Genomic DNA, 23,317 nt, shown 5'->3' on the forward strand with positions numbered 1-23,317 from the left:
ACTACTCAACGTCGCCACACCCTTCTGACCGTATTTCGAACCTCTGGGTAAGCAACCACACCCGAACGTTCGGTCTTCCCGACGATACTCGCGCCGACCACCATGGAAAGCGGCGCCGAACCAACCAGTATCGAGAATCGAAGGGCCACACCATGTCCGAGCAGACCGCTCCCCGTTCCGTTTCCGTTCTCGGCCTCGGCCCGATGGGCCAGGCCATGGTCAGGGCCTTCCTCGAAGCGGGTGTCGAGGTGACGGTGTGGAATCGCAGCACCGCCAAGGTCGATGCCATGGTGGCGCTGGGCGCCAAGCGCGCCGACACCGTCGCCGAGGCCCTGGAGGCCAACGAGGTCTCGGTGCTCAGCCTCACCCACTACGACGCCATGTACGACGTGCTCGGCCAGGCGATCGACCACTTGCCCGGCAAGGTGATCGCCAACCTGTCCTCCGATTCACCGGACAAGGCACGGGCGGGCGCGAAGTGGGTTCGTGAGCGCGGCGCCGAATTCCTCTCCGGCGGCGTGATGTCGGCGGGCGACAACATCGTCCATCCCTCGTCCTACATCTTCTACAGCGGCCCGAAGGCGGTCTTCGACGCGCACGCCGAGCTGCTGCGCCCGCTCAGCCCGCAGGAATACCTGGGCACGGACGACGGCTTGGCCCAGATCTTCTACCAGGCCCTGCTCATCACCTTCCACCCGTGGTTGCTGGCGTTCGACCAGGCGTCGGCGATGATCGCGAACTCCGGCCACAGCATCGACCAGTTCGTACCGTTCGCCGTTCGCTCCGCCGGGGCCTACCCGTTCTTCATCGAACAGTTCGCCGAGGCGAACAAGGCAGGCGGCTTCGCGGAGCTCTCGCACCTGAAGATGATGGACGCGGGCGCCCAGCACATCATCGACGCCAGCGAAGAAGCAGGCGTCGACGCGAGCTTGTCCCACCTCGCCCAGTCGTTCTGGCGCAAGGCCGTGACCGCGTCCGAGGCGACAGGCAAGCAGATCTCGCCGTACGCGTTGTTCCGCGGCGAGGCGTCCTGATGTCGGCTTCGGGCCGAGCGGCCGAGGCGGTCACCGTTATCGGCCTCGGCCCGATGGGGCAGCAGATCGTGCGCACCTACCGCGCCGCGGGTTTCGTGGTGACGGTCTGGAACCGTACCCCTGGCAAGGCCGACGGTCTGGGTGCCCATCGCGCCGAGACGGTCGCCGACGCGGTGGCGGCGGCTGAGCTCATCGTGCTCAGCCTGACCCACTACGACGCGATGGACGAGATTCTCGGCCGCGTCGATCTGACCGGCAAGGTTGTGGTCAACCTGTCCTCGGACTCGCCGCAGCGGACTCGGCAGGGGGCGGAGTTCGTCCGGGCTCGCGGTGGCGAGTTTCTCGCCGGTGGGGTGATGGCGCAGCCGCAAGAGCTGGCCGGGCCAGCGGCGTACATCTTCTACAGCGGCCGACCGGCGGTATTCGAAGCACAACGAGAGTTGTTGCGGCCCCTGGCGGCAATGGAATATCTGGGTGCGGATGACGGCGCGGCCCAGGTCTTCTACCAGGCGATGCTCGCCCTGTTCCTGCCTCTGCTGCTCGGCTACGAGCAGGCGCTGGCGATCGTCGACCGGTCCGGTTCCGAGATCGCTCGGTTCATGCCCTACGCCCAGCGGTCACTGGGCAGTGTCGGCGAGCTGTACGCCGCGTGGGCCGGAATTGCCGAGGACGGGGGTTCGGCCGATCCGGCGTACCTGCGGATGATGGCGGCAGGCGCGCGACACGTGGTGGCGACCGGTGCCGCGGTCGGCTGGATACCGTCCTGGCCGAATCGGTTTCGTCGTATCGGGAGCGAGCTGCCGGTACGTCCGAATCGACGTTCCAGGTATTTCGCGGATGACACGCTGAAACCGTTCGGCACGGTGGTGCCGAACGGTTTCAGGTGTTCACGCGGTCTCGGCGCCCGATCCCAATCTCGGGAACGGCTCGGTGGAGAACACCACTTCCACCGCTACCTCGAAATAGGCCGCGAGCCGCAGGGCCAGGTGCAGGCTCGGGCTGTATTCGCCGCGTTCGAGGTAGCCGACGGTTTGGTAGTGCACGCCGAGCGCTTCGGCCAGGTCCCGCCGCGAGATGCCGCGCTCGGCGCGCAACATCGCGATGCGGTTGTAGATGACCTCAGAAGGCACGCTGCATCGCTTTCTCGCGGCGGACGGCCACGCTGGATCCCGACTCATGGCGGGCCGCTCGCCGCAGCACGATCGGCGCGAGCAACAACCCGACGATCGACCATACGCCGAGTACCGCGGCGGTCTCGAGGTGCCGCCACGACCCGTCGATCTCGATGGCCGCCGCCTCGGCGGGGAGGAGGCCGGAGCGCATGCCGAGGCCGAGCCAATACATCGGGAACAGCTGTGCCAGGCCCTGCACCCAGCCGGGGAGCGCGGTGATCGGGTACCAGATGCCGGAAATGGCGATCAGTCCCATCAGCGGCAGCGTCAGCAGGAAGATGTCGCGGGCGCCGACGATCAATCCGCCCAGGATGGCGCCGATCGGCAGGGTGGCCAGCAGGCCGAGCACGATCACCCACGCCAGCGTGACCAGCCCGCCACCGGGCATCGAGAATCCGCCGACGATCACGGCGCCGATGGTCAGCACCACCACCAGCTGGACGAGTACCGCGGCCGCGGTCGTGCCGATCTTGCCGATGAAGTAGCCGAGAATGCCGTTCGGAATCGTCTTGGCGCGCAACAAGGTGCCGTCCTCACGGTCGAGAGCGAGGACTTCGGCGATGCCGTACAGACCGTTGAACGCGATGATGCCGCCGAGCAGGCCGGGCACCGCGAGTTCACCGAGTGACAGCTCGGTGTCCTGGTAGGTCCGGTCGCGCAGGAAGAAGATCGCGATCAGGAACAGGGTGGGAGTGAGGAACTGGGCCATCAGGCTCGCCCCGTTGGTGTACAGCTGCCGCAGTTCGATCCACATCGCCGCCAGGCCGCCCCTGACCGCTACCAGCGTGGGATTCATCGCGTGACCTCCTGCAGTGAACGAACGGGTTCGGCGGTCGCGTCGGATTCGAAACGGCGGACCAGTGCCATGTAGGTGTCCTCCAGCGACGCGCGGTGCACCTCGAGGTCCTCGATCAGTTCGCCGTGCTGCTTGAACAGTTCGTGGACATATTTGGTCGACTCGGTCGTGGTGTGGACGAACCGTTGGCCGTCGCGGGTCCAGCGCACCTCGGCCTCGCCCGCGGTGGCGGCGCTGAGTTCCTCCGGGGAACCGTCGGCGATGATCCGGCCACCGGCCAGGATCAGGATCCGGTCCGCCAGTTTCGCGGCTTCGTCCAGGTCGTGGGTGGTGAGCAGGACGGTGGTCTCGTCGAGATCGGCCAATCGATGGACCAGATCGTGGAAGTCGCGCCGGGCAGCGGGATCGAAGCCCGCGGTCGGCTCGTCCATGAAGAGCAGTTCCGGTCGGCCGACGATGCCGATCGCCACATCGAGTCTGCGTCGCTGGCCACCGGACAGGGTGGCGATCTTCGCATCGCGCTGTTCGGTGAGCCCGACCAACTCGATGAGTTCATCGGCGTCCCACGGTCTTGTCACGCGGGCCGTTGAATAGGGGCTGTAGTACCCACCCAGATGGCCGAGTAGTTCGGCCACTCGCCATTTCGCGTGGTCACGCCAGGATTGGAGCACCACGCCGATGCGGGCGCGCCAGAGTTCGTCACCGTGTTCGGGATCGGCCCCCAGCACGTCGACCTTGCCGGCCGACCTTCTGCGGAACCCCTCGAGGATCTCGATCGTGGTGGTTTTGCCCGCGCCGTTGGGCCCGAGCATGACGAGCACTTCCCCGCGCTCGGCGTGGAATGTCACATCGTGCAGGACGTCGGTCTCGTCGTACCGCATCCGTAGTCGCGCGACATCGAGAACAGCGTTGTTTTTCGAAGCCATGAGTCCTCCCAGTCATCGACCTTCGATGATATGTAGCATACGTACTACATTTCATTGCGGCAATGCTTCGCCGAAATTGGGCATTTCGGAAACTGTGAGCACTGCTCTTGACTTCGGTTCGCGGAACGCTCATGCTTGTACTCAACAGAGAGCAGTGCTCACGGTTTTAGGAGTGATCGACATGGACAACGCGACCCGCCACCTCCCCCCGACCGGCATCGACCCGATCGTCAACAAGATCGCCAACCTGCTGCCCAAGCTGGGGATCAGCATCATGGGGTCGCGGCTGCTGGCCGTGCGCGGCCGCAAGAGCGGTGAATGGCGCACCACCATGGTCAACGTGATGACGGCCGCCGACGGCGAGCGCTACCTGGTCGCGCCGCGTGGGCACGTCCAGTGGGTGCGCAATCTACGCGTGGCGGGCGACGGCGAACTGCGCCTCGGCCGCAAGACCGAGCGGTTCACCGCCACCGAGGTCGCCGACGCCGACAAGGTGCCGCTGCTTCGGCTGTACCTGGAGAAGTGGGGCTGGGAGGTCGGCAAGTTCTTCGAGGGCCTCACCAAAGACGCCTCCGATGCCGAATTGATCGCTATCGCACCGGGTTTCCCCGTCTTCCGGCTCAGCTAGGGCTTGCTCAAGTATTCGATCGCGGCGGCATAGCCTCGGATACCGAGGCCGGCGATGACCGCGGTCGCGATCGGGGAGACGAACGAATGGTGCCGGAACTCCTCGCGCGCGTGCACATTGCTGATGTGCACCTCGACGATCGGCACCTCCGGGATCACCAGGGCGTCGCGCAGGGCCACCGACGTATGGGTGAGGCCGCCAGGGTTGATGACGATGGCCGACACCTCGCCGCGGGCCTGGTGGATCCGGTCGATCAGCGCGCCTTCGTGGTTGGACTGGAACGCGATGACCTTGCGTTCGAATCGGGCGGCGGTCCGCTCGCACAGTGCGACGACATCGTCGAGGGTGTCGGCGCCGTAGATCTCGGGCTGACGGGTACCGAGCATGTTCAGGTTCGGTCCGTTGATGACGAGGATCGGACCGGTGGCCTGCACGGAATCTCCCATGCAGGCCACTCTATTGGAGCGCTGGCGCGCTCGAGGCGGGTCCCTTCGGGCCCCTGATCTTCCCTCCCTCCGGGCACTCCTTCGTCGCACCCTCCACTCAGTCCAGATCAGGGCGGGCCCCGCCGGAAATTACAAGCCGGTCGGGCCCTCCGAGCGCAGGTCGTCGACCTTGCGCATGGCTTCGCGGAGTTCGGCCAGCCAGGTTTCGGCGTGTTTGCCTGCGAGTTTGACCGTCCAGGCCAGGGCGTCGGCGCGGGAGCGGGCGACGCCCGCGTCGATCAGGGTGTCGAGGACCTGGCGTTCGGGCTGACGTAGACGGGTCATCACGGGGACGGCCAAGTGGGTGAACAGGATCCGTTCACCGTCCACCCGCACGCCCCAGGCGACGCTGCGGCCGTAACGCCGCTGGGCCTCGTCGGCGATCTGCATGCGGGCCGGGCGGGTCGACTCGCGGAAGCGGGCGAGCGCGCCTTCTTTCGTGGCGGTCGGGGTGCTCGAGTCACCGGGGACGGGTAGTTCGCCGACCACGACGATCTCGTCGCGGTCGATCTCGATGTCCACCGGCCCGGTGAACCAGTCGGCGGGCAATCGTCCGGCGAACCAGTCGGGGGCGTCGGCGGGATCGGGAAGGTCGGCTTGCTGCCAACCGCCGGGTCGGCCGAATCCGCGCTCGCGTCGGTCGTTCCGCATGGAGATCACCTGCTATCTGTCTTGCGCACGTTGCGTTGATTACAAGATTACGCCGTTATCGGCGCGATGAATTCCGCTGTGCGTGAACCGGTGCGTATCGACTCGGTAAAGGTGACGCCGTGCGGTTGGAGGGAGACTGCCTGGGTACCCTCGCGTTGAATCGCCGGACAAATGCGAGATCCGCACCACCTGGCGCGGCTGTCGGTACGGTTGACACAGCAGTTGTTGCCGCTTACTGGGCGAGGTTGGAAAACGGACCCTCATCGGGGCGAGATTTCCGGCACAATCGAGGTGTCGAGGTCGGGGAGTATCCCGACTGGCCGGGGCATTGGAGACGGGTCAACTTCCGGTACGGTGGATTTGTTACCGGAGTGGCAAGAGTGAAGAGTGGGCGATATGGATGTGTGGGGATCCCGCCGCTTTCGCGTCCGGGGCGCAATGGCGATCGCGGGGGTTGCGACCCTCGCCATCGCGCTGTGCTCGTGCGGAGTGGGTGGGAAGACGAGCGAGTCGGAGACGGTGGTCCAGCGGTTCACCGAATACCTCGACGATCAGGACTACGGCAAAGCCGCGGACCTGACCTCGTACCCCGCTGCCGCTTCGGCAACCATGAAGCAAATGTTCGAGGGCCTGCAATCGGGCACCGTCGACTATGAGGCGTCGCAGGTCATCGATCTCGACAAGCAGTCGGCGATCTTCAGCATGGAAGTCGCCTGGAACTTCGGCGAGAAGAAGGACTGGACCTACACACTGCAGGGCACCGTCCGCAAGCTCGCCATCGGCTGGCGGATCTCCTGGGAGCCCGCGGTGGTCATGCCGCAGCTGACGAACAACCGCACCGTCAAGCTCGTGCGCACCACCGCGAAGCCGCCGCCCAAGGTTGTCGACCTACCGGGCGAAACGCTGATGACCGAGCAGACGCTCAATGTCATCAAGATCGACCCGAGCCGCACCGGCGACCTCGTCGGCACCACCAACGCGCTCGCCGACGCCATCGAACCGGTCGCGCCCCTGATCACCGGGCCGTCGCTGATGCAGCAGCTGGCAGGCTCGCAGGGTAAGCCGATCATCGCGGTGAACCTGCGCGACGGGGATTTCGCGATCCTGGAACCACGGATGGCCAGGGTGCCGGGTGTGGTGATGGAGAAGCAGCCCAAACTGATCTCGGCGGACCGGCGCACGCGCTCGCCGATGCTCGACGCGCTGCGCGAGGTGTGGCAGGACAGCCTCGAGGCCACCGCGGGCTGGGGTGTGCAGATCTTCGAGGCCGACGGCAGGTTCGTCAACCAGGTGGCCGGATACCAGGGACCGGCCGGGCCGGACATCGCCGCGACGATGGATCAGCGACTACAGCGCGCCGCCGAAGACGCCGTGGTGAGCGCCGGGACCGCGGCGACGGTCGTGGCCATTCAACCCTCGACCGGCGCGGTCGTCGCGGTGGCGCAGAACTCGTACGCGACGGAGAAGGGCCCGATCGCCTTCACCGGACTGTTCCCGGCGGGCGGCACGATGGACCTGTTCCGCACCGTGGCCGCGGCGACCAAGAACAAGCCCCCGCAGGACGTCACCGTGCAGGAGGCGGCCGAGGCGGCCACCGCGCTCGGCGTCGGCGTCGACTTCAAGGTGGCCGGGCTCGACGAGGTGACCGGTCGGATCAGCATGCCCGGACGCAGCACCGAGCAGGTGCGTCAGGGCGCGGGCGCCGACGCGGTGCAGGTGAGCCCCTTCGGGATGGCGATCGCCGCGGCGGCCATTTCCCGTGGGTCGGTGGTGGCGCCGATGATCGAGGCGGGCAAGCCGGGCACCACCGATACCCCGGTTCCCGCGCTGCCCCAGCCCGCGGTCGACCGGCTGCGCGCACTGATGAACGAGGGCATCGGCAAGCCCGAAACCGCCGCACTGCGCGGATTCCGCGATATCACCGCCTTCGCCGCGAGGGGCGGCGCCGACGGCTGGCTGCTGGCGACGATGGGCGATCTGGTCTTCGCGGTGCACATCGCCGATGTCGACAGTGGTGACGCCACTTCACGACTCGCGGCCGTGCTGCTGAAATCGCTGGCGACGCCGGAGCCGTAGAGCGAGAGTTATCACTGCTCAGTGGCTATGAACCCGGTCTCGAAGTCGATCTTGACCGGTTAGGCTACGTCCGTGAAGAGATACGCGCCGTTCGGTATCGATGCTCTATTGGTGATCGTCTTCTGCGCGATCGGGAGGCGCAGTCACGACGAAGCCGTCATCGCCGGTCTGCTGAAAACGGTGTGGCCCTTCGGGTTAGGGCTGATCCTCGGCTGGGTCCTTGCGATCTACCTCGCACGGGATACGCGGTTCGACGCAACGGCGTTGTGGCCCACCGGAATCCTGATCTGGGCGAGCACGCTCGTCGGCGGGATGGTGCTGCGCGCCATCAGCGGTCAGGGCGTCGCACTGAGTTTCATGATCGTCGCGGCCTGCGTCCTCGCGCTGTTTCTCTTGGGCTGGCGCGCCGCGATACGCGCGCTGCGGTGACACCGATCGATGGTGAGCACATGGGTAACTCACCGGGTACGGGCTAACCCGACTCCATTGTTCCGTCGGCCGCGTCCCCGGATTCCCCGCGCCTGCGTCTGGCTTGAATACGCGGAGAGGCGGAATAGAATTCCTGCTCGTACTCTTCGTCGTCGGCCTGTGGTGTGCGGAACAGGAACGCGAAGACGATCCAGCCGACCACGGCGACCAGGATGAAGCTGACCAGCCGGTACACGAACGCGGCCGCGACGGCCTGCGCGGCTGGCAGTCCCGCGGCCGCGGTGAGACTGTAGATCAGCGTCGCGTCCACGTAGACGATGCCGCCCGGCGCGAACGGAATCGACCCCACCGCCTTGCCCGCCGCGAACGCGATGAGCAGCCCGGACAACTTGGGATCGGCGCCGATCGCGTAACAGGCGGTGCCCAGACAGGCCACGTCGGCGAACCGGTGCACCAGCGCCCACACCCCGACCAGCGCCGCGTCCTTCTTCCCCAGATCGACCGACTCGAGCTGCGCCCGGATCTCGGCCAGCTTGGCGATGCCGTGATCAGCGGGCTTCTTCCGCAGCCGATTGACCAGCGCGAGCACCCGCCGCAGCATGGCCTCGAGCGTGCCGGGATGGCGGGCGAGATAGTTGCCGACGAACAGGACCAGGGCGAGGACCACCAGCGAGACGACGAATTTGAAGCCGATCCCCTGTCCGACCAGCGCGGCGCCGGCGATCCCGAGCAGCGCCAGCCCGGCGGCGGCGACCACGCCGGAGAAGACCAGCTGCCAGGAGGCGACGATCGGGCTCGCGCCCCAGCGCCGGGTCTGGCGGTAGGTGAACGCGGTGGAGAAGACCTGGCCCGCGGGCAGCGTCAGCGACATCGCGGTCGCGCCGTAGACCACCGATACCGATTTCCCCTGGCTGACGTCCACCCCGCCCGCGTGCAGCAGCTGTTTCTGCACCCGCCCGAATCCGCTCATCGACATCGCCTGCAACACGATGCACAGCAACAGCCAGCCCCAGTGGATCTCGGTGAGCGTGCGCCAGGATTCGTGCAGGCGGGGCCACAGATACACGCCTTCGCCGACGAGCAGCGCGAGGATCACCGCGCCGAGCACCCACTTGACCCACCGAAAGCGGCGGCGGCGCTCGGCCGGTGCCCCTGCTAGGTCGCCGTCGGCCGTCACGGTCTCAGCCTAACGAACGCATCTGTTCTTCCTCGTCCCCGCGCGGCGCGGCGATCGCTGACTTCGGCCAGGCCAGGCGGGTTTTTCTGCGTCTGCCGCGCAATTGGACCTCGTCTCCGGTTATCCAATGTTCTTGCTCGCTTTCGTCGGCGAAGTAGAGCGCGCTGCCCGAAGCGAGAACGCGGCCGGGATGATCTTTGGCCAATTCGGTGAGTCGTGACGCCTCGTTGACGGGGTCGCCGATCACGGTGTATTCGAAACGATTTGCGGCGCCGATGTTTCCGGCCACTGCCAGGCCCGCCGAGACGCCGATGCCGATGTCGAGGCTGGTCACCTCACGCAGGGCCTCGCGCAGATCGCGGGCCGCGGCGAGGGCGGCACTCGGCGCGTCGGGGCGATCCAGCGGGGCGCCGAAGATGGCGAGCGCCGCGTCGCCGACGAACTTGTTGACGAAACCGTGGTGGCTGTCGATCACATCGACCACCACCCGGAAGAACTCGTTGAGCAGGCTCACCACCTCGGTCGGCGGGCGTTCTGCCGCGGCGGCGGTGGAGCCCACCATGTCCACGAACAGCACCGCGACGAATCGGGTCTCACCACCGAGTTCGGTGCCGTAGTCCAGTGCCCGCTGCGCCACGTCCTCGCCGACGTGCTGGCCGAACAGTTCCTGCAGCTTGCGGCGCTTGGCCGCCTCGTCCATCATCCGGTTGAAGCCGACCTGCAACAGCCCGATCTCGCTGCCGTCGTAGACCTCCACCTGCACGTCACGCGAGCCGGCCTGCACCCTGTTGATGGCTTGGGACAACTGCCGCACCGGGTCGGAGATCGAGGAACCGGTCAGCATCGACAGCGCCAGCGCCTGCAGGATCACCACGCCACACAGCAGCAGGATCGAGATCGCGAGCGACTTCGCCGAGAACTTCACGTCCGAGGAGATCTGGGTGACGCACAGCAGCACGATCGCGATGGTCGGCGCGAAGGTGCCCATGCCCCAGGTCATCGCCATCCGGGTGCCGACGCCGGGGGTCAGCGTGTGGTCGAAGGTGCCCTCGGTCAGCGCCTCCGCGGCGACCGGGCGCAGGATGCGTTCGCCCAGCATGTAGGTGAAGCCGAACACGATGGTGGCGGCCATACATTCGGTGACGATCACCGCACCCGCCAGCTCGGGCGATTCGGTGATGATCAGCGCGGCCAGGATCCCGCCGCCGATGATCCACAGCACCAGGTGCACGATCGACTGCCGCAGCGGCACGTGCAGGGCCGCCATCTGCTCGCGTCTGCTCGGTGGACCGCCGCGCATCTGCCAGCGCATCACCGGCCGCAGCATGAGGGCGGCGGCGAAGATGCTCAGCACCGCGGCGACCCCGAAAACGAGCAGCGGCGCGAGCAGACCGGTCTGGCGCACCCCACCCGGATCGCCCTCCGGAACCGGCAGGCCGTATTGGATGAAGGCCCACACCAGCACCGCGCCGAAGGCGTTCGCCAGCAGCACAGACGTCAGATACAGCGGCCAGCGCGTTCGCATGGTCTGTTTGACCGCTTCCAGGGGCGCCGACACGCCTGCCAATCTATCTGACCACCTAGCCAGGTGATCAGGACAGGCGACAGGGTGGGCATTATCGCACCGACATTCGCCCATTACCGGGTGGAAATCGAGGAAGCCCCGTCGCCATTTCACAGTAATTCACTCTTGCTATGTGTGAAAGATGCTGACTGACAACATAATTCGCCGAATCATGCAATTGCGTGGCCGGTGAACCGTGTGCTAAACAGTGGACCGTCGGCGGGCGAATCCGCTGCATATCTATCTACTTGGGGAGATTCCATGCGCACTCTGCGCGTTCTGGGTGTTGTCGCGGCGGCAGCCGGCCTGATATTCGCTGGTGGCGGCCTCGCTTCCGCTGCCGATGCCACGAGCACCGGCTCGGCCGAGAGCATCTTCCCGGCGCTGAACAGCGGTAGTGCCAAGCCCAGCGGCACCTCCCCGGAGGCTGTCGGGCCGCCGGAAGGCACACCGCCGAGCTACACCGTTCCGGGCTTGGCCGGACACTGACATGCGGGTCTGTCGATAGGCAGGCGAACGCCCGGTCCCCTCGACCGGGCGTTCGCCTGTAGGGGAGAACTGTGGTCAGAACCTCTTCCCGAGGCGCCGCACGAGCACCGATCCAGCGTTCGGACCGATAGGCTCTCTCGAGTGACCGACCAGAAGGTAGATTCCGGGACCGCGTCAACGCCGTGGCGCTCGGACGCCGAGGCAGTTCATCCCCTGGTCCGTAAAGCCGCGGCATGGAGTTGGCGGCTGCTGATCATCTTCGGCGCGTTGCTCGCGGTCGGAATGCTCGTGCAGAAGTTCGCCACGGTGGTGATCCCGCTGGCCATCGCGTTGCTCGCCGCCGCGCTGCTCGCGCCGATGGTCGATTGGATGCAACGGGTGGGGATTCCGCGCTCGCTCGGCGTGTTCGTCGCGCTGCTGGGGTCGATCGGTCTGCTGGCGGGGGTGCTGACCTTTGTCGTCGAACAGTTCGTCGACGGTGTGCCGGGGCTGTCCAACGAGGTCACCAACAGCGTGCACAAAGTGCAGGACTGGTTGATCAACGGTCCGCCGCATCTGAGCGATCAGCAGATCCGCAGCGCGGGCGACACCATCGTGCGCACCATTCAGGACAACCGCGAGAGCCTGACCAGCGGCGCGCTGACCACCGCCACCGCCATCGGACATATCCTCACCGGCGCGTTCCTGATCCTGTTCATCCTCATCTTCTTCCTCTACGGCGGAGATCAGATCTGGAACTTCATCACCCGGATCATCCCCACCGTGCACCGCGAAAAGGTTCGCACCGCCGGTGAATTGGGCTTCGGGACGCTGGTCGGTTTCGTGCGCGCCACCGTGGTGGTGGCCGCGGTCGACGCCATCGGCATAGGGGCCGGGCTCGCGATTCTGCATGTGCCGCTGGCCTTGCCGCTGGCCTCGCTGGTGTTCATCAGCGCGTTCATCCCGATCATCGGCGCGTTCTTCGCCGGGTTCGTCGCGGTGTTCATCGCGCTGGTCACCAAGGGTCTGGTGACCGCGCTGATCGTGCTCGGCATCATCATCGCGGTGATGCAGCTGGAAGGCCATGTGCTGCAACCACTGCTGCTCGGGCGGGCCGTGAGCATCCACCCGCTGGCCGTGGTGCTGGCCATCACCGCGGGCTTGGTCGTCGGCGGGATCGCGGGGGCACTGCTCGCCGTGCCGTTGATCGCGGTGGGTAACACGGCGATTCGCTATCTGCTCGCCGACAGCCCGGAGGAGGCCTTCGGCGAGCTGGTCGCCACCGAGGAGCGAAAACGGTTCACCGCCGAACCCGACAAACCGGAGCCGCCGGGCCGCTTCGACGTGGCGAAGCGGCTGCGCATGGAAGAAGCCGAGTCCGGCGATGCGGACCCACACCGCTGAGCTGAGCTCGGCCGACGCCGCGACCGCGCCACTGTGGCGGGCCGCGCAGGCGTTTCGTCTGGTCACGCTGCTGTACGCGATCGGTCAGCAGATCGCGTCGGTGTCGTACTACGAGCATCCGCGACTGAGCTGGATGCTGATCGCGGTGATGGCGATCTGGTCGGGCAGTTCGGCGCTGCTGCTGTCGCAGTGGTACTTCCCCGAGGCGACCAGGAAGATCCGCGGCTGGGTGGTGTTCGGCGACCAGGTGGTGACGATCGCGCTGATCGCCTCGACTCGGCTTGTCGCGGACTACGATTGGTACCACGGACATCAGACCCTGCCGACGACGTTGTGGATCGCGAACTCGGTGATCTCGATGGCGATTCTGCGCGGACCTGTCGCGGGTGTTGTCGCGGGACTCGCCATGTCGGCGGTCGTGGTGACCGTACGGGATCAGTGGGGACAGGACGTCTGGGGCGACGCGACCGCACCGGTACTCGTTTCGGTCGGGTTGGCGCTCGGATTGGCGGCCAATACCGCTCGACGGGCACAGGGGCAGCTCGAGCGGGCATTGCGGATCACGGCGGCGGCGCAGGAGCGGGAGCGGTTGGCTCGCGAGGTGCACGACGGGGTGTTGCAGGTGCTCGCGTTCATCAAACGGCGTGGTGACGAGATAGGCGGGCCCGCACAGGAACTCGCGCGACGGGCCGGGGAACAGGAGGTGGCGTTGCGGGTGCTGTTGTCCGAGCAGGCGGAGCTGCCCGACTCGGGTTCGGGCGAAGTGGATCTGCGGCCACTGCTGACCGCGCACGCCACACCGAAGGTATCGGTGGCCACGCCGGGCGATCCGGTGCTCGTAGGACGGGTAGTCGCCCAGGAGATCGCAGCGGCGGTGAACACCGCGCTGTCGAATGTCTCGTTGCACGCCGGCCCCGACGCGAAAGCCTATGTGCTGCTGGAAGACACCGGTGACGGATTGGTGGTGAGCGTGCGTGACGACGGCGTCGGCATCGCGACGGGACGGCTGGAAGCGGCCGAAGCCGAAGGGCGGATGGGGGTTTCGCGGTCGATCATCGGCCGGATCGAGTCGCTGGGCGGTAGTGCCGAGTTGTTGACCGAGGGTGAGGACCTCGGTACCGAGTGGGAATTCCGGATTCCGCGCCACCCGGCGCGCTGAAAAGAGGAGTTGGGCGATGCCGGTGATTACGGTGATGGTGGTCGACGACCATCCGATGTGGCGTGAGGGCGTTTCTCGCGATCTCGCCGAAGCCGGTTTCGAGGTGCCTGCCACCGCGGACGGTGTCGGCACGGCTTCCCGCCGGGCCGCGGCCGTGCAGCCGGACGTGGTGTTGATGGATATGCAGCTCACCGACGGGAACGGGGCCGCGGCGACCGCCGAAGTGCTGCGGGTGTCGCCGCACAGCCGGGTGCTGGTGCTGTCGGCCTCGGCCGAGCGTGACGATGTGCTCGACGCGATCAAGGCCGGGGCCAGCGGGTACCTGGTGAAGAGCGCGTCAGCCGCCGAGCTGATCGACGCTGTCAAGGCCACTGCCGCTGGTCAGCCGGTGTTCACGCCCGGCCTGGCCGGGTTGGTGCTCGGGGAGTATCGGCGCATGGCGACCGCACCGCCGGCCGCTGATCAGCCGCATCGGCCGTCGTTGACCGAGCGGGAGACCGAAGTGCTGCGGATGGTGGCCAAGGGGTTGTCGGCCAAGCAGATCGCTACTCGATTGAATCTCTCGCACCGGACCGTGGAGAACCACGTGCAGGCGACGTTGCGCAAGTTGCAGCTCGCGAATCGGGTCGAGCTCACCCGCTACGCGATCGAGCAGGGACTCGAGTAGCCACAGTGATTAGGGGTTTGCCCTGATGTGCTCGGCGGGGGTGTCTGGTTACCCTCGATGACATGGGCGGTCCTGAATCCCTCTTCGTACCCGGCGCCGCGACGGCTGGTCCCGTCGGTGACCGTGAGCTGCGTGTTTCCGATGCCGAACGTGAGCATGTCGGTCAGCTGCTGCAGCGTGCCGTCGGGCTCGGCATGTTGTCGCTCGGGGAGTTCACCGAACGGATGGATACCGCGCTGGCCGCCAAGACCCGCGGTGAACTCAACGCCGTGCTGGTAGACCTGCCCGGTATGCGGGTGGCGGGCACACCGCAGCCCGCCGCTATGCCGCGTCCACGACACATCCCGGTTCCGGCCGGTGGGTCGAATCCGAGTGCGATCCGCAGCCGGTTGTCGGGGGTTCATCGACGCGGGCCGTGGCAGGTGCCGCCGGTGCTGCATCTCAACAACCTGATGTCCGGTGTGACCCTGGACTTCACCGAGGCGGTGATGCAGACGCAGATCGTGGAAATCCAGGTCGACGACTACTGCACGAGCCTCACCTTGCTGGTCCCCGCGGCGGCCACCGTCGACCTCAACGGTCTCGATCTGGTGGGGTCCTCGGCCAACAACAAAGTCCGTACGGGGCCGCCGATCGGACCTCTGCACCTTGTCGTGCACGGACGTATCCGGTTCGGGTCGGTGACGGCGAAGTATCCGTTGATGGTGCAGTGGCGACGGTTTCTGGGGTCATGACCCCGGGTAGTCGGGGAGACATAGAGGGCTACCCGGGCTGATTCGGGTAGGAACCGGGGGCTGACGGGGGTTTCTACTCATGTTCGGCGGGTGTCGGGCGCCGACGATGGGGATATGAGTACCGCTATTGATCCCGCGCTCGTAGCGCGGCTCTCGGGGGAGTTCACCGCGCTGGGCGCCCGGATGGGTCAGCTAGGGGGCGATCTGGACGTGCTTTCCGCGCAGTTGCGGGCCGAAGAAGCGCTGCGCGAAGGCGAGGTGGTGCCCCCGACGTCGAGTGCGGCTGCTGTGGGGCCTGGGCCTGTTGCGGGGCCTGCATCTGTTGCGGGGGCGCCTGCTGTGGGGCCTGCGCCCGTTGCGGGCCCGCCGACTGTTGCGGGCTTCGGGCCTGGTCACGGCGGTCCGCCTCGGGGCGCTGACCTCGGTCGGGCGGGGTGGGCAGGTGGTGGCCACACAGCGACCTACGCGCCGGCGCCGGGAACGGCTGTGCCCGTGGGCGAGGGGCAGGGGCGTCAGGTTGGGTCCGGGTGGGGGCAGGGAACTTATCCGGCTGGTCGACCCTTCGCGCCGATGCCGATGCCGATGCCGATGCCGATGCGGGGTCCGGCGCGCGAGCCTCGGGTGCCGTGGTGGCAGCGGGAAGGGGTGATTTCGCGGGTGCTGGCGGTGGCCGGGGTCGGGGTGACCTTGGTCGGCGTGCTGATGCTGTTGGTGTTGGCCGCGCAGGCGGGGTTCTTCGGTCCGATAGCGAGAGTCGTCGCTGGGGCCGCTCTTTCGGTGGTCCTGGTCGGGCTCGGGTGGCGCGTTTTCGGTCGGCCTGGTGGTCGGGTCGGTGGAATCGCGTTGGTGGCCACCGGTATCGCCGGGTTGTACCTGGATGTTGTTGCGGTGACCGGGTATTACCGGTGGGTTCCAGGTGGGGTGGGGCTCGCGGTGGCGCTGGTGGTGGCGTTGATCGGGGTGGGAATCGCGATGCGGTGGCAGTCGCAGCCGTTGGCCGTGGGGGTTGTGGTGGGGGCCGCGGTGCTGTCGCCCGCGTTGACCACCGAGTTGATGCTGCTCGGGTTCCTGGTGGTGTTGCAGGCGGCCGGGGTTCCGGTGCAGATGCGCAGGGATTGGCCGGTGCTACACGTGGCGCGCACTGTGCCGGTGGTGCTCGCCGTGCTGGGGATGGTGGCGTTCAGCGGGATCGAAGGGGCGATCTCCGGCTCGGAGGCGCAGCAGCGGCAGGGTCTGCTGGTTGCCGCGATCGCCTGTGCGGTGGTCGGACTGGTCGGCACGCTGCTCGCCGTGCGGCGCAGGCACGATGACATCACCGCGAGCATCACGATCGCGCTGACCGCACTTCCGGTGCTCGCCGTCGCCGTACTGTTCGACCGAATGGTGAGCGCCGCGATCACCGCGGTTCTGGCCGCTGTCCTGCTCGGCCTCGCGGCCACCGCGCTGATTCCGCGCCTAACGGGAGTGGGCCCCGCCGCGACGCCTCCCCGCCCCGCGAATGCTCCCGATGCCGAGGATGTTCGGCCTGTCGCAGTGTTGCGGATCGCGCGGCACACGGCGCTGGTGGCGGGGCTGACCGGTGCGGTCGCCCTGTTGCAGACCTGCGCCATGGCGGCGGGCGGTCACCCTCGGCTGCTTCCGACCCTGCTGTTCGCGGTCGGTCTCGCGTTCCTCGCGGTGGCGGCCGCCAGTCGCACCCGGGTGGCCGCCGGGCTCGGTCTCGCCTTCGCGTTGCTCGGTGGGCTGGTGATGCTGGCGATCGCTACGCCGGAAACGCTGGCACTGCAAGGGCTTGCGGTGCGGGAACTCGATGTCGCGACGGCAGTGGCGGCCGTGGTGGGGCTGGGTGCGGCGGCGATGGTGGCGTGGACCGTGCCACGGTTGCCGCGGTGCGACGATCCGGCGCTCGTCACCGGAGTGTGGATCGCGGTGAGTATCGCGGGGTTGTACTACGTGCTGGTCGCCGCGGTGTCCCTCGGCGTATCTCTCGGCGGCGCTGATGGTTTCATCATCGGGCACAGCCTCGCGACCATCGTGTGGATGGTGGTGGCCACCGGCTCACTGTTCTACGGTTTGCGTCGTCTCGCCAGTTCGCCCGCCGTGGCGAAAGTCTGCCTGGTGTCCGGCCTACTGGTCGCCGCGGCCGCACTGGCGAAATTGTTCCTGTTCGATCTGGCGACTCTGTCCGGCCTGGTCCGCGTCACCGCGTTCCTGGCAGTCGGAATCCTGTTGCTGCTCACCGGAACCCGCTACGCACGTGCCTTCGCCGAGGCCGCACCACCGCCCCGAGCCTCCTAGAAACGGCGAACCGGCGGGGCTCGAAGGCCCCGCCGGTTCCCGTGCGCATCAGCGCGGCGAACCTCAGTCGTCCTCGCGCCGGCGCAGCAGTTCGTTCACGCTGACCGTCCGGCCCTCACTGCCGTGGTGGCGACCCTCATCCGCAGCCGTTCCGCGGCGGGACGAGCGCAGCTGAGCCATCCAGTTCTCGATCTCGTTGCGGGTGTCCTCGGGGGATTCCGATCCGGTGGAACCAGTGTCAGCGGTGGCGGATTCCGGCGATTCTTCGTTCGAAGGCTCCGAAGGTGACGCGGCAGACGTCGGAACAGCGGTGAAACCGGAAGGCGCCTGCCACTGACCGGGGGTGCCGATCTGGTCGGCCGCCGGTGCCTCGTCGACCGGTTCCCCACCGGTGGCCGATGTTTCGCCGGTTGTCGAATTCGGCTGCCGGGGCGAAGGCGCGGTCTCGCGCTGGACCTCGGTGAATCCGGGCGGTGCCACCTGCGGGCGCACCACGTCTGCCGGTCGAGCCGAATCCGGCCGGTCGCCGGAGGTATCCACGACAGGGCGATCACGGCTCACGTCCTCGGCCGAGGACGGCGTGACCGGCGAGAAGCGAGGCCCGCTGTCCTGATCGGACGGGTTGAAACCGCGTGGCGTGCCGGGGCCCGTCATACCGTTGTTCCACGGGGCGCTCGGCTGCGGTTCGACCGGTACCGCGGTGCCGAAGACGCTCTGCGGCGGAATCGGCGAATCGGGTTCCGTTTCCGCGCGAGCCGCGGTACCCGGGTACGGCTCGGCGCGATGCGCGCCGGGGGCCGCCGTGAAGTCGGGGCCCGCGGGCTCGGCTTCACGCGGGCGCGAATCCGTCTCGCGCACTGCGGGATCGGCCTGGTCGGCCGGACGGCTCGGCTCGGCCGGAGTGCCCGGATCGGGTGCGGGGGAGTCGGGCGCGACCGGCCTGAGATTCGACGCGGTCACCGGGCTGAATCCGTTGAAGGTGCCGCTCGACGGGGTCTCGCTCGGATGAGGCGTCTGCGGCGCCGCGGTCGGCGGCGTGTTGACGATCCTCGGCGCCGACGGCGGGACGATCCCCCGGGGCGGCGGGGTCGCGGTGTTCGGCCTGGCCGGCGGCACGATGCTCGGCCGCGGCGGCGAATCGGCTGGGGGAGTGCCGAATCCGTTTCCATCGCCGGTCTCGTTGGGTGTCGACACCCGAGGCACCGGCGGAGTCTCGCCGATCACGCCGGAGGTGTACCCCGACGGCGGCTGTACGCGTTCGGAGCCACGCGGCGGAACACCGGTGACGATGCCGGGCAGATCGAGGCCGGACCCGTTGTCGACCGGTTCGGGACGGGAGATCGAAGGGCCACCGGGGGTTTCGGCGGTGCCGTTCGTGTGCCCGCGCCCGTTGGTGGGGCGAACGGCGCCGCCGGGGCCGGTTCGGGGATCGCCGAGGTCGGCGAGAGGTACGGGGGGTATGCCGAAGCTCGGCCCCGAATAGCCACGGTCTTCGTCCTCGGCGGTATCCGGGGTCGAATCGTCATGTCCCTGAACGGGATTCGGCGTATTCGGCTTCACGATCGGAAGCACCTGGGTCGGCTCGCCGGACACGTACATCGGCAGGTCGGGACCGGAGTCCTCCTGCTTCGCGGGCTCTTCCTGATCGGCTTTCGCGGGCGTACCCGGCTTGACGACCGGCAACTCCCGCGTCGGCTCACCCGAGGACAGCATCGAGGCGCGGGGGCGCGTCGGATCGGGTGACATCGGCTGGCGCGGACGAGTGGGCTCTGAGGGTTCGGCGTCGGTGATCTTGTCGATGCGCTGGGTCGGGGCCTCGGCCTCGATCTCGGCGACCGTGCGCGGCCTGCGCGGGGTGCGGGCCAGCTTGGAGTCGGGGACGGCCGTCATCTGCATGGTCGGCGGGTCGGTGATCGGGGTTGTCTTCACCAGGTCGACCACGCCACCGTGTTCCGGGCGCTCGTCGTCGAGGATGGGTTCGCCTAGGCCGATCTTCTCCTGGATGCGCTTCATCCACTTCGGCGCCCACCAGCAGTCGTCGCCGAGCAGCTTCATGATCGCCGGGACGAGCAGCATGCGCAGAATGGTGGCGTCGATGAACAGCGCCGCGATCATGCCGTAGGCGATGTACTGCATCATCACCATGTCGGAGAACGCGAACGCGCCGGTCACCACCAGCAGAATCAGGGCGGCAGCGGTGATGATCCTGCCGGTTTGGGCGGTGCCGATCCGCACGGCTTCGGTGGTCGACGCGCCTTGGGCACGTGCCTCCACCATGCGGGAGAGCAGGAAGACCTCATAGTCGGTCGACAAGCCGTAGATGATCGCGATGATCAACATCAAGACCGGTGCGCTGATCGGCTGTGGTGTGAAGTTCAGAAGTGTGGCGCCGTTGCCGTCGACGAAGATCCACGTGAGGATGCCGAGAGTCGCACCGAGACCGAGCGCGCTCATCAACGCGGCCTTGATCGGCAGTACCAACGAACCGAACGTCAAGAACATCAGGATCGTGGTGGTGACCAAGACGAGCAAGATCATCCACGGCATCAGGGCCAGCAGCGTATCGATACTGTCGGCCATCAGTGCGGGCTGACCGGTGACGTACATCGTGACGCCGTCGGGTACCGCGATCGAGCGCAGGTAGTCGATCGTCGGCTCGGCGTTGTTGGTGGGATCGAGCAGGGTCGCCGAGGTGCGGAACACCTCGGGGTTGGTCGGCGACTTTGTCGGCACCTCGAAGGGGCCGACCAGCCCGGGCGCTTGGTTGGCTTCCTTCCAGACCTTGCCGATCGCGTTGGTGTTGTCCGAGACGAAGACCAGCTGGATCGGGTCGGTCTTCTTCTGCGGGAAGACTTCGTAGAAGTGCTCGAGTGCGGACCGGGTCGGATTGTCCGGCGGGAGGTACTTCTCGTTGATACCGCCGAACGACAGATCCTTGACCGGGATGATCAGCAGGAGCAGGCCGATCGTGATCGGGATGGCGATCTTGAGTGGATGCCGCATGACCCAGCGGGTCATGTTGCCCCAGAAGCCGTTCTCGACCTGCTCGGCGGTCTTGGTCTTGCGGAAGCGCTTGAGACCGAGCATGTCGACGCGCGGGCCGAGCACGGCCAGCATCGCGGGCAGGATCGTCACCGCCGTCAGTGCCGCGAGGGAGACGGTGGCGATGGTGCCGTAGGCGACGGACCGCAGGAAGCCCTGCGGGAAGATCAGGATGCCGCCGAGGCTGGCGATAATCATCGTCGCGGAGAACACGACTGTTCGCCCAGCGGTCATCACCGATCGCCGAACGGCGGCGCGCGTGCTGTAGCCCTCGGCTATTTCTTCACGGAAACGGCTGACGATGAACAGGCCGTAGTCGATCGCGAGACCGAGACCGATCATCGAGACGACACCGGTGACAAAGGAGTTGACCTCGGTGAAGTTGGTCAGCACCATGACAAGGCCGGTTGCGCCGAGGATGGTCAGACCACCGATGATCAGTGGCAGGGCGGCCGCGACGATGCCGCCGAAGATGAAGAACAGCAGGATCGCCACCGCGGGAATGGCCAGCACTTCCATCCGCTTGGAGTCGTGCGTGATGGTGTCGTTGAGCGTGACCGCGATGGCCTGCAGGCCCGAGACCTCCACGTCGACGCCGGGGATGTAGAAGACGTCCGCCACGGTGCGGTAATTGGCCATCATGGTGGTGTCGTTGTCACCGGCGATGGCGATCGACGCGAACGCGTGCTTCTTGTCCTTGGACCCGAACGCAGATGGCACGGCCTGCGCGTCGCCCACCTTCCAATAGGTGGCGTTGATCTTGGCGATCTGATCGGGGTATTTGGCGACGACCCCGGCCAGGCTGTCGACAACCTTCTTCGAGAACTCCGGATCATCGATCGTCTTGCCCTCAGGAGCGTTGTACATGACGATCACGTCCGCCAAGTGGTCGCGCCCGTATGACCCGTCGGCGATCTGCGCGCCCTGCACCGACTCCGAGCCAGGATCGAACCAGCCACTCTGGCTCAGTCGAGGGCCGAGCCCCATGCCGTAGGCGCCCAGCGCCAACATCGCCGCACCGACGACAACGATGACGGCGAAGCGGAAACGGTAGACCAGATCGCCCCAGCGGGTGAACACTTAAGCGACTCCTTGACCAGGGCGAGAAGTGAGTAGCGCAGACAGCGGCCGGAACGGCTGCAGCCAAGCGCCCTCGTCGGGCAGCGACTCGAGACTCACCCGCGGTAGCGGTTCGCGGAACACGCCGGGGATGTCCTCGAGGTCGACGAACCCGAGGGTATCCGAAGTGACCGCCCAACTCGCGTGCTCACGGAATCCGAGCACCTGAGCTGGGATTCCCTTGGCCGCGATGGCTTCCAGAGGTTCACGGAAGGCTTGGCCGTCGGCCGAGGCGACCATGATGCCGGCTAAACCACCGTCGCGTTGACGGGCCGCGATGTGCGCGAGCATATCGGCGTCGACATCGGAGTCTTCGTCGATCTTGGGCTTGGCGAACACCGCGAAACCGACATTGCGCAGCGCTTCCACCCACGGGCGGACCACGTCGGCGGTGCCGGGCGCGATATTGGTGAAAACGGTGGCCTCGGCCTCGATGCGCCCCTTGGAGGCGACCGAGATCTCGGCGGTGCGGGCCAGCAGCCAGCGGCCGAGGGCGTCGAAGCGGGGGCGATAAGCGGCTGTGGGACGTCCACCGAGGATGGCGCCGAGCCCCATGTCGAGGTTCGGCGCGTCCCAGACCAGCAGGACGCGTCGAACCTCGGAACCGCTCAACGCCTCGGAACCGGAGCCTGCCTGGGTGGGCACCGGCATCTCGGGGGCGATCTCACTCACGCTCATCTGTCGATCTTCCCCCATATGAACTCGTTGATGGCGCTACCGGCACGCAGGCCTTTGCCTTCGAACTTGGTGACGGGCCGTTCGAAACCGATCGGCGCGGTAGTGCGGTTGGCGGCGCTGTCGCCGCCGGTGGTGTCGTTCAGGCCGGTGAACAGCGGTTCCTTGGAGCCTACTTCGAGAATGTGTTCGGCGTAATCCGCGTGGTCGGTGGCCACGTGCAGCACGCCGCCGGGCTTGAGTCTGCTGGCGATCAGGGCGAAAGTCGGCGCCTGGAGCAGCCTGCGCTTGTGGTGGCGGGCCTTCGGCCACGGGTCGGGGAAGAACACCCGAACACCGATCAGCGACTCCGGGGCAACCATGTTCTCCAAGACGTCGACGGCGTCGCCGCGCAGCAACCGGATGTTCTCGATCTCTTCGCGCTCGATCTGCTGGACCAGCTGGGCCAGTCCGGGCTGATACACCTCGATGCCGATGAGATTCAGGTGCGGTTCGGCCTTCGCCATGGCGGCCGTCGCCGTGCCGGTGCCGGTGCCGATCTCGATCACCAGCGGCGCCTCGCGCCCGAACCAGGCGTCGGCCTCGACCGGATCGTTGGACACATCGCGCCCGATCACCGGCCAGGTGCGGTCCCATGAGGTCTGCTGATTCGGCGTCAGCGCGCCCCGCCGCGAGCGGAAGCTCGTGACGCGCGGGTACAGCCGGGAGCCGGTGAGCGAGCGCCTGCCCGCGTCGTTCGGCATCTCCGACAGCTTGTGGCTGGTCGGCTCGGCGTGGTTGGCGGCGTCGTTCACGTCGTCCATTGTCCAGCAT

Annotated in this window: 20 protein-coding genes and 1 pseudogene; 11 read left to right on the forward strand and 10 right to left on the reverse strand. The window is 67.1% G+C overall.

The window, feature by feature from the left end; translation table 11 throughout:
- The first annotated feature begins 32 nt into the window (after positions 1-32).
- Positions 33-1,034, forward strand: coding sequence for an NAD(P)-dependent oxidoreductase (locus tag ACFVJ5_RS21695; protein ID WP_379222703.1), 1,002 nt, complete (start codon positions 33-35; stop codon positions 1,032-1,034).
- Positions 1,035-1,087: 53 nt separating this feature from the next.
- Positions 1,088-1,726, forward strand: a pseudogene (locus ACFVJ5_RS21700) (NAD(P)-binding domain-containing protein); the annotation flags it as partial.
- A gap of 195 nt (positions 1,727-1,921) precedes the next feature.
- Here the strand turns inward: ACFVJ5_RS21700 and ACFVJ5_RS21705 are convergent.
- Genes ACFVJ5_RS21705 through ACFVJ5_RS21715 form a run of 3 tightly spaced genes read right to left on the reverse strand, consistent with a single transcriptional unit; the run spans position 1,922 to position 3,928 of the window.
- Entirely contained in the window at positions 1,922-2,164 is a 243-nt protein-coding gene (locus tag ACFVJ5_RS21705) for a helix-turn-helix transcriptional regulator (protein ID WP_056823747.1), read from the reverse strand.
- Complete coding sequence (locus tag ACFVJ5_RS21710; protein ID WP_379222515.1) at positions 2,154-3,002, reverse strand: ABC transporter permease; 849 nt, start codon at positions 3,000-3,002, stop codon at positions 2,154-2,156. Before ACFVJ5_RS21710 ends, ACFVJ5_RS21705 begins: the two co-directional genes overlap by 11 nt.
- Positions 2,999-3,928, reverse strand: a complete 930-nt coding sequence (locus ACFVJ5_RS21715) for an ABC transporter ATP-binding protein (protein WP_379222517.1) — start codon at positions 3,926-3,928, stop codon at positions 2,999-3,001. Before ACFVJ5_RS21715 ends, ACFVJ5_RS21710 begins: the two co-directional genes overlap by 4 nt.
- Positions 3,929-4,109: 181 nt before the next feature.
- Here ACFVJ5_RS21715 and ACFVJ5_RS21720 point away from each other — a divergent pair, with 181 nt between their 5' ends.
- A complete protein-coding gene (locus ACFVJ5_RS21720; protein WP_379222519.1) occupies positions 4,110-4,556 on the forward strand; it encodes a nitroreductase/quinone reductase family protein in 447 nt (148 codons plus the stop codon).
- Here the strand turns inward: ACFVJ5_RS21720 and aroQ are convergent.
- Positions 4,553-5,002, reverse strand: coding sequence for a type II 3-dehydroquinate dehydratase (gene aroQ / locus ACFVJ5_RS21725; RefSeq protein WP_379222521.1), 450 nt, complete (start codon positions 5,000-5,002; stop codon positions 4,553-4,555). The genes ACFVJ5_RS21720 and aroQ overlap by 4 nt on opposite strands.
- Positions 5,003-5,131: 129 nt before the next feature.
- Entirely contained in the window at positions 5,132-5,692 is a 561-nt protein-coding gene (locus ACFVJ5_RS21730) for a hypothetical protein (RefSeq protein WP_379222522.1), read from the reverse strand.
- A gap of 396 nt (positions 5,693-6,088) precedes the next feature.
- On the opposite strand from ACFVJ5_RS21730, the gene ACFVJ5_RS21735 reads away from it, so the two are divergent.
- Together ACFVJ5_RS21735 and ACFVJ5_RS21740 are read left to right on the forward strand one after the other, a co-directional pair.
- Entirely contained in the window at positions 6,089-7,768 is a 1,680-nt protein-coding gene (locus ACFVJ5_RS21735; protein WP_379222524.1) for an NTF2-like N-terminal transpeptidase domain-containing protein, read from the forward strand.
- Positions 7,769-7,840: 72 nt separating this feature from the next.
- Complete coding sequence (locus ACFVJ5_RS21740; RefSeq protein ID WP_379222526.1) at positions 7,841-8,197, forward strand: DUF3054 domain-containing protein; 357 nt, start codon at positions 7,841-7,843, stop codon at positions 8,195-8,197.
- Between the two features lie 43 nt (positions 8,198-8,240).
- On the opposite strand, the gene ACFVJ5_RS21745 is transcribed toward ACFVJ5_RS21740, so the two are convergent.
- Both ACFVJ5_RS21745 and ACFVJ5_RS21750 read right to left on the reverse strand, forming a co-directional pair.
- Positions 8,241-9,374 carry a YbhN family protein gene (locus ACFVJ5_RS21745; protein WP_379222528.1) on the reverse strand — a complete coding sequence of 378 codons (1,134 nt, stop codon included), beginning with the start codon at positions 9,372-9,374 and terminating at the stop codon, positions 8,241-8,243.
- A 4-nt stretch (positions 9,375-9,378) separates the two neighbouring features.
- On the reverse strand, positions 9,379-10,899 hold the full coding sequence (locus tag ACFVJ5_RS21750; protein WP_378635281.1) for an adenylate/guanylate cyclase domain-containing protein: 1,521 nt from the start codon (positions 10,897-10,899) through the stop codon (positions 9,379-9,381).
- Positions 10,900-11,199: 300 nt separating this feature from the next.
- On the opposite strand from ACFVJ5_RS21750, the gene ACFVJ5_RS21755 reads away from it, so the two are divergent.
- The 6 genes from ACFVJ5_RS21755 (at position 11,200) to ACFVJ5_RS21780 (ending at position 17,668) form a co-directional block, all read left to right on the forward strand.
- Entirely contained in the window at positions 11,200-11,427 is a 228-nt protein-coding gene (locus ACFVJ5_RS21755; protein ID WP_379222530.1) for a hypothetical protein, read from the forward strand.
- 141 nt (positions 11,428-11,568) lie between these two features.
- Positions 11,569-12,810, forward strand: a complete 1,242-nt coding sequence (locus ACFVJ5_RS21760) for an AI-2E family transporter (RefSeq protein WP_379222532.1) — start codon at positions 11,569-11,571, stop codon at positions 12,808-12,810.
- A complete protein-coding gene (gene macS, locus ACFVJ5_RS21765; protein ID WP_379222534.1) occupies positions 12,791-13,969 on the forward strand; it encodes a MacS family sensor histidine kinase in 1,179 nt (392 codons plus the stop codon). The genes ACFVJ5_RS21760 and macS overlap by 20 nt, the downstream gene beginning before the upstream one ends.
- A 16-nt stretch (positions 13,970-13,985) precedes the next feature.
- Entirely contained in the window at positions 13,986-14,636 is a 651-nt protein-coding gene (locus ACFVJ5_RS21770) for a response regulator (protein ID WP_379222536.1), read from the forward strand.
- 62 nt (positions 14,637-14,698) lie between these two features.
- Complete coding sequence (locus ACFVJ5_RS21775; protein ID WP_378653837.1) at positions 14,699-15,370, forward strand: DUF1707 domain-containing protein; 672 nt, start codon at positions 14,699-14,701, stop codon at positions 15,368-15,370.
- A gap of 570 nt (positions 15,371-15,940) precedes the next feature.
- Positions 15,941-17,668, forward strand: coding sequence for a DUF2339 domain-containing protein (locus tag ACFVJ5_RS21780; protein ID WP_379222538.1), 1,728 nt, complete (start codon positions 15,941-15,943; stop codon positions 17,666-17,668).
- Between the two features lie 63 nt (positions 17,669-17,731).
- Here ACFVJ5_RS21780 and ACFVJ5_RS21785 read toward each other — a convergent pair whose 3' ends face one another.
- The 3 genes from ACFVJ5_RS21785 to trmB are packed head-to-tail and all read right to left on the reverse strand — an operon-like array spanning position 17,732 to position 23,307.
- Entirely contained in the window at positions 17,732-21,790 is a 4,059-nt protein-coding gene (locus ACFVJ5_RS21785) for an MMPL family transporter (protein WP_379222540.1), read from the reverse strand.
- Entirely contained in the window at positions 21,791-22,507 is a 717-nt protein-coding gene (locus ACFVJ5_RS21790) for an NYN domain-containing protein (RefSeq protein WP_379222542.1), read from the reverse strand.
- Positions 22,504-23,307, reverse strand: a complete 804-nt coding sequence (gene trmB, locus ACFVJ5_RS21795) for a tRNA (guanosine(46)-N7)-methyltransferase TrmB (protein ID WP_378635039.1) — start codon at positions 23,305-23,307, stop codon at positions 22,504-22,506. The genes ACFVJ5_RS21790 and trmB overlap by 4 nt, the downstream gene beginning before the upstream one ends.
- Positions 23,308-23,317 lie beyond the last annotated feature (10 nt).

It is taken from the genome of Nocardia sp. NPDC127606, assembly GCF_042671725.1.
Taxonomy (GTDB): Bacteria; Actinomycetota; Actinomycetes; order Mycobacteriales; family Mycobacteriaceae; genus Nocardia.

Bases quoted from the DNA above. Each gene is read 5' to 3' on its own strand.
- ACFVJ5_RS21770 (WP_379222536.1), top strand. From the start codon at position 13,986: ATGCCGGTGATTACGGTGATGGTGGTCGACGACCATCCGATGTGGCGT.
- ACFVJ5_RS21730 (WP_379222522.1), bottom strand. From the start codon at position 5,692: ATGCGGAACGACCGACGCGAGCGCGGATTCGGCCGACCCGGCGGTTGG.
- trmB (WP_378635039.1), bottom strand. From the start codon at position 23,307: ATGGACGACGTGAACGACGCCGCCAACCACGCCGAGCCGACCAGCCAC.
- macS (WP_379222534.1), top strand. From the start codon at position 12,791: ATGCGGACCCACACCGCTGAGCTGAGCTCGGCCGACGCCGCGACCGCG.
- ACFVJ5_RS21720 (WP_379222519.1), top strand. From the start codon at position 4,110: ATGGACAACGCGACCCGCCACCTCCCCCCGACCGGCATCGACCCGATC.
- ACFVJ5_RS21710 (WP_379222515.1), bottom strand. From the start codon at position 3,002: ATGAATCCCACGCTGGTAGCGGTCAGGGGCGGCCTGGCGGCGATGTGG.
- ACFVJ5_RS21775 (WP_378653837.1), top strand. From the start codon at position 14,699: ATGGGCGGTCCTGAATCCCTCTTCGTACCCGGCGCCGCGACGGCTGGT.
- ACFVJ5_RS21750 (WP_378635281.1), bottom strand. From the start codon at position 10,899: ATGCGAACGCGCTGGCCGCTGTATCTGACGTCTGTGCTGCTGGCGAAC.
- ACFVJ5_RS21715 (WP_379222517.1), bottom strand. From the start codon at position 3,928: ATGGCTTCGAAAAACAACGCTGTTCTCGATGTCGCGCGACTACGGATG.
- aroQ (WP_379222521.1), bottom strand. From the start codon at position 5,002: ATGGGAGATTCCGTGCAGGCCACCGGTCCGATCCTCGTCATCAACGGA.
- ACFVJ5_RS21755 (WP_379222530.1), top strand. From the start codon at position 11,200: ATGCGCACTCTGCGCGTTCTGGGTGTTGTCGCGGCGGCAGCCGGCCTG.
- ACFVJ5_RS21790 (WP_379222542.1), bottom strand. From the start codon at position 22,507: ATGAGCGTGAGTGAGATCGCCCCCGAGATGCCGGTGCCCACCCAGGCA.
- ACFVJ5_RS21780 (WP_379222538.1), top strand. From the start codon at position 15,941: ATGCCGATGCCGATGCCGATGCCGATGCGGGGTCCGGCGCGCGAGCCT.
- ACFVJ5_RS21735 (WP_379222524.1), top strand. From the start codon at position 6,089: ATGGATGTGTGGGGATCCCGCCGCTTTCGCGTCCGGGGCGCAATGGCG.